The organism is Candidatus Latescibacter sp. (genome assembly GCA_030692375.1).
Lineage (GTDB): Bacteria > Latescibacterota > Latescibacteria > Latescibacterales > Latescibacteraceae > JAUYCD01.
Map to the genome: position 1 here is coordinate 1 of JAUYCD010000084.1, position 4,613 is coordinate 4,613.

Below are 4,613 nucleotides of genomic sequence, written 5' to 3' on the forward strand. Positions count from 1 at the left end.
TCTACATCAATACTGTGGGTGCATATGCGAAGGAAGATGTAATCCGCACCTACGTTGAGCAACAGGGTAAACAATATCGAAGAATCTATAGTGAGCAAATATCATTTCTGAATGACTTGTTTTGAAAAAACAGCGTGATACTTCGCAGCTCTGCTGCGGGGTAGTTCATTCTGCAAAAACGCAAAGATATTGGAAAGATTCTGAATAAATTTGTGGGGAAAGAAGCGGAGTTTCTTGAAGAATTTACTTAACTGGCTTGCCCTTTCGAGAAAGGCGAGCGTCCAGATATAGTGCTCTCGTACCTATCGGGAAGCATAGGAATAGAAGTGACCGAGGTCATATACGTAACTGTTCATTTGCGTTAAGAAGCTCGATACCGTAAACAGTGCCGTCAGGTGAAATATCTACGTTCATTTCATCACTTAATCGGATAGTTTCAACCGCCGCTTTCTTTTTATGCAGGCGTATATAAGCATTGTTGAGCTTGGGATCATAAGATAATTTCATGAACATCCCCCTATTGCGCCAAATAGCTCATCACAAACTGGTCGATATCGCCGTCCATGACTGCCTGGATGTTGGAGGTTTCGGTCCCGGTGCGGAGGTCTTTCACCATGGTATAGGGCTGGAAAACGTAGGAACGTATCTGGCTGCCCCATTCTATTTTTTTCTGATCCTTGGTGTACTCGGCCTGTTTCTTTTCCTCTTCCTCTTTACGGAGCTGGTATAATTTCGACTGGAGAACTTTCATGGCGAACGATTTGTTTTTATGCTGGCTTCGCTCGTTCTGGCACTGCACCACGATTCCGGTCGGCAGATGAGTAATCCGGACAGCCGAAGAGGTTTTGTTGACATGCTGGCCTCCGGCGCCTGAAGAACGGTAGACATCGATCTTCAGGTCCTTATCGTCGATCTCCAACTCGGCGGTTTCCTCGATCTCGGGGAGCACGCTTACCGAAGCGAAAGAGGTATGACGGCGGGCGTTTGCATCAAAGGGACTGATACGAACCAGGCGGTGCACTCCGCTCTCGGCTTTCAGATACCCGTAGGCGTAGTCTCCTTTTACCAGGAGCGTTACACTCTTTATTCCCGCTTCTTGGCCGGACTGAATGTCCAACTCTTCGTACTCAAATCCCCGGCGTTCCATCCAGCGGGTATACATTCGCAGGAGCATTGCAGTCCAATCCTGGCTTTCCGTTCCTCCCGCCCCAGAATTTATGGAAAGAATGGCATTCTTCGGATCATCGGCGCCGCCGAGCATGGTCTGAAATTCGAGCGATGATATCTTTTCATCGAGGGTATCGAGGGCAGTGGATACTTCCCGAAACACTGTTTCATCGTTCTCTTCTTCGGCAAGATCCTGGAGAACGGAAACATCGTCAAGAGAAGTTTGTAAGTCCAAGAGAGCTTTGAGCGGTTTTTCCCGCATGGTTATCTGGTCTATGACTCCCTGCGCGGCGCGGCGGTCGCCCCAGAAATTAGGCATTTCGCGCCTGGCATAGAGCTTTTCCAGTTCCTCGCGTTTACGATCCGGGTCAAAGATGCCTCCTGAGATCGTCCAGCCGGCTTTTCAACTCTTCAATTTTCATAGTCTGAACAGACATAGAACCTCCAGAGAAATGGATGCCGAAACGGTTGCTAAAAGATGCGCTGCGCTTGCATCGTTCCCGCTAAGCGGCAACAAGTTCGGCATGACTTCTGTGTGATATCCTGAATTTTGAATAGATGCCGAAATAAATTCGGCATGACCATGTCACCCTGAACTTGTTGCCGCTTCGCGGGAACGATGAAACCGTTTCAGGGTCTAACGAACGAACAGTAACGTACAGACGCATCGCACTGCGTATTTATTTCAATCCCAGCACATCCTGCATATCATAGAGGCCCGGTTCGGCTTTCACCACGAATTTGGCCGCCCGGAGCGCCCCTTTGGCGAAGGCGTCTCGTGACTGCGCCTTGTGCGTGAGTTCAATCCGCTCGCCGATGGTTCCGAAGCTGACCGTATGCTCTCCCACCACATCGCCGATTCTGAGTGCGTGGATGCCGATCTCCCGGCGGGTTCTTTCCCCGGTTATCCCTCGCCTGCCGTAAACCGCTTCGGTATCGAGATTCCTTTTCAGCGTTTCAGCTACAATCTCCGCCAGCCGGTTGGCGGTTCCGGAAGGAGCGTCCTTTTTGAACCGGTGATGAGCTTCGATGATTTCAATATCATATTCGTCGCCGAGAACAGCGGCTGCCTCCGCCGCCAGTCTGAAGAGGAGATTCACTCCCACACTCATGTTCGGCGCCATCACGCAGGGTATGGGGGAGACAAGGCGGCGAAACTCCGGAAGGTGTTCTTTCGGAAGCCCGGTCGTTCCGACTACCAGAGGAGTTTTCGCGCCGCCGCAAATCTCCGCGGTTTTCAATATCGCATCCGGCCAGGTAAAATCAATCACCACATCCGCATTTTCCGCCGCCGCTTTCAGATCATCGGTAATCTGAACGCCCAGCCTGCCGATGCCGATGATTTCACCGGCATCCAGTCCCGGCTTGAAAGCGCCGCCGGACTCCACGGCTCCGGATACCTCTATGTCCGGGTCTTGCAGCGCCAGGGCAATAATGCTCCGGCCCATTCTCCCCAGGGCGCCGTTCACAACGAGTTTCATATCTTTACCCTGCTTTCCGACAATAGAATTTCCCGGTTATGTCATTTGGTAAGTATTTTTGAAAAAATTTGCGCCTTGATTGCACAATCAGATCCTGAAACGAGTTCAGGATGACACGTGTCATGCCGAACTTGTTGCCGCTTCGCGGGAGCGATAAAACCGTTTCGGCATCTATGCACCGTGTCATGCCGAATGGGTTCCCTGCTTTTGCACGGTAAAAAGTAGGGCATCGGCTTCTATTTACAACAATACGTTCGTATAATCACGGATATCAAAACATTTGAAGAAAATAAGAAGATGGAAAGGTAAACACAATGAGAAAATAACAGGGAAGCTCAAAATCGGGAATTTTATTAAATGTATAAAAATAATATTGACAAGTGGTATTTTTTTATACTTATTTGATAGATACTGTGTATACCGTGTTCAAATTCCCCTTCCAACGAAAGGAGGCGGTATCGGGAACGAATGTGAATGGTGAATGGTGTTAATGAAAAACTCCTTCCACGCAGTTCCTTTTCGAGGGGTAAGAGTATGAAAAAAGCCATTGTAATTGCCCTGGCGGCGGCTCTTGTTTCCACCAGTGTTTTTGCCGCCAATTTCAGTCCCAAACTGCTCCGCCTTTCCGCTCCGAGTAAAATTGCTTACAATTTTGACGGTAAACCCCTTGAGATTCCGGTCACTGTCTCCGGTGTGGGCGCCGGTACTATCTTCTGTGTCTACACGAACGGCAAGGGCGCCTCCATCGGGAAAGTGCAGAACGGCTTCCTGGGCTGGCACTATGTCAATAAGATCGACACCGCCATGTATATTTCCACTGTTTATAATCTCGATGTCGGTACAAACAAGCTGATATGGGACGGAAAAGGCAAGCTCGGCGCCCCTGTGCCTGTCGGTGTATACACGTATTACCTCTGGGCCTATGATAACCGGAACGCCAAGGTATTTGTTTCGCGTTATATGACTTCCATCCAGCACAACCTGGGGAACCAGATACATATACAGGAAAAGGATACCAAGGGTCTTCCCCTGGCCAATCCTTTTGCGCTCATGCAGGGTAGATGGAACATCAGCGGGAGCAGAGCCAAATGGATAATCGGCAGCGATCCCAATGATTCATCGTTTGTCGAGACCACCAGAATAACCATGACCAACTGGGGTTTTGAACGCGTTATCGCGCCGGCCCCGACCGATTTCACAAGCTTTTTCATATCCGGTGGTATGACCCGTACTATAGGGAGTCAAAAGGGCGTCTGGAAGATGAAATGGGTTCCCAACGGTAACGCTACAGTCGATGTCTCCTGGGGAGCTAACGGATTCGCAGGTATAGGCCGCCCCTGGGATGATTTCGCCGGTCCCGACACGGATGACACCTATGTGTATTGGGCTAACAACAACTACCATGCATATAATAATAATTTGCCTGAAGCCGAGCTTTATGCCTTTGATTTGATAGACGGTGCAACAGTAAAAAAATTCGATCTCGCAAGCTGGTGGTGCCGTTTGGATGATTTTAAAGCCGGAGGCTTCCTGAACGGCGGCCCGAACGGATTGGCCGTCACTCGGGACGGGAAAATGTTACTTGGCAGCCACGCCTCCTGTCTCACTCAGATGGTCAACCCTCTGGCGGAAACGGTAAACGATCTGGTGATTTGGGCCAACCAGAACGGCGATTATATATATGACCATAATTTTTCTCCGACCGCTCTTTTAAAATGGGTATGCAATGATTACAAGACGCCTCCCTTCACCACCTCTTTCCAGGCCGATGCCAATAATTTCGTAGTCGGCGCGGTTTATGACCTCGGGGCGATTTCCTTCGGCCTTGAGGGGCCGGACGGCACCGGTATCGCCAATCTGGCTTACGCAGGCGAGACGGCTGCCCGGAAGTACTATGTGAATTTTGTCGATTACGGCTCTCCCTTTGACGGAATGTATACGGATAACCAGGGTTCCGTTCCGAAA

General features: G+C 49.9%; 4 protein-coding genes. 1 reads left to right on the forward strand and 3 read right to left on the reverse strand.

Annotated features, from left to right (window positions below):
• Nucleotides 1-336: 336 nt before the first annotated feature.
• The 3 genes from Q8O92_05235 to dapB form a co-directional block, all read right to left on the reverse strand.
• On the reverse strand, nt 337-507 hold the full coding sequence (locus Q8O92_05235; protein ID MDP2982716.1) for a DUF2283 domain-containing protein: 171 nt from the start codon (nt 505-507) through the stop codon (nt 337-339).
• A gap of 10 nt (nt 508-517) precedes the next feature.
• A protein-coding gene (prfB, locus tag Q8O92_05240; protein ID MDP2982717.1) for a peptide chain release factor 2 occupies nt 518-1,604 on the reverse strand; the annotation gives its coding sequence in 2 pieces (ribosomal slippage) (nt 518-1,546 and nt 1,548-1,604; 1,086 coding nt in all).
• A 243-nt stretch (nt 1,605-1,847) separates the two neighbouring features.
• Nucleotides 1,848-2,648, reverse strand: coding sequence for a 4-hydroxy-tetrahydrodipicolinate reductase (gene dapB / locus Q8O92_05245; GenBank protein MDP2982718.1), 801 nt, complete (start codon nt 2,646-2,648; stop codon nt 1,848-1,850).
• A gap of 534 nt (nt 2,649-3,182) precedes the next feature.
• On the opposite strand from dapB, the gene Q8O92_05250 reads away from it, so the two are divergent.
• Nucleotides 3,183-4,613, forward strand: a 1,431-nt coding sequence (locus Q8O92_05250) for a hypothetical protein (protein MDP2982719.1), incomplete at its 3' end; no start/stop codon positions are given.

What these genes read in the sequence shown, in the direction of transcription:
- dapB (MDP2982718.1), bottom strand. Translation starts at nt 2,648, where the DNA reads ATGAAACTCGTTGTGAACGGCGCCCTGGGGAGAATGGGCCGGAGCATT.
- Q8O92_05235 (MDP2982716.1), bottom strand. Translation starts at nt 507, where the DNA reads ATGAAATTATCTTATGATCCCAAGCTCAACAATGCTTATATACGCCTG.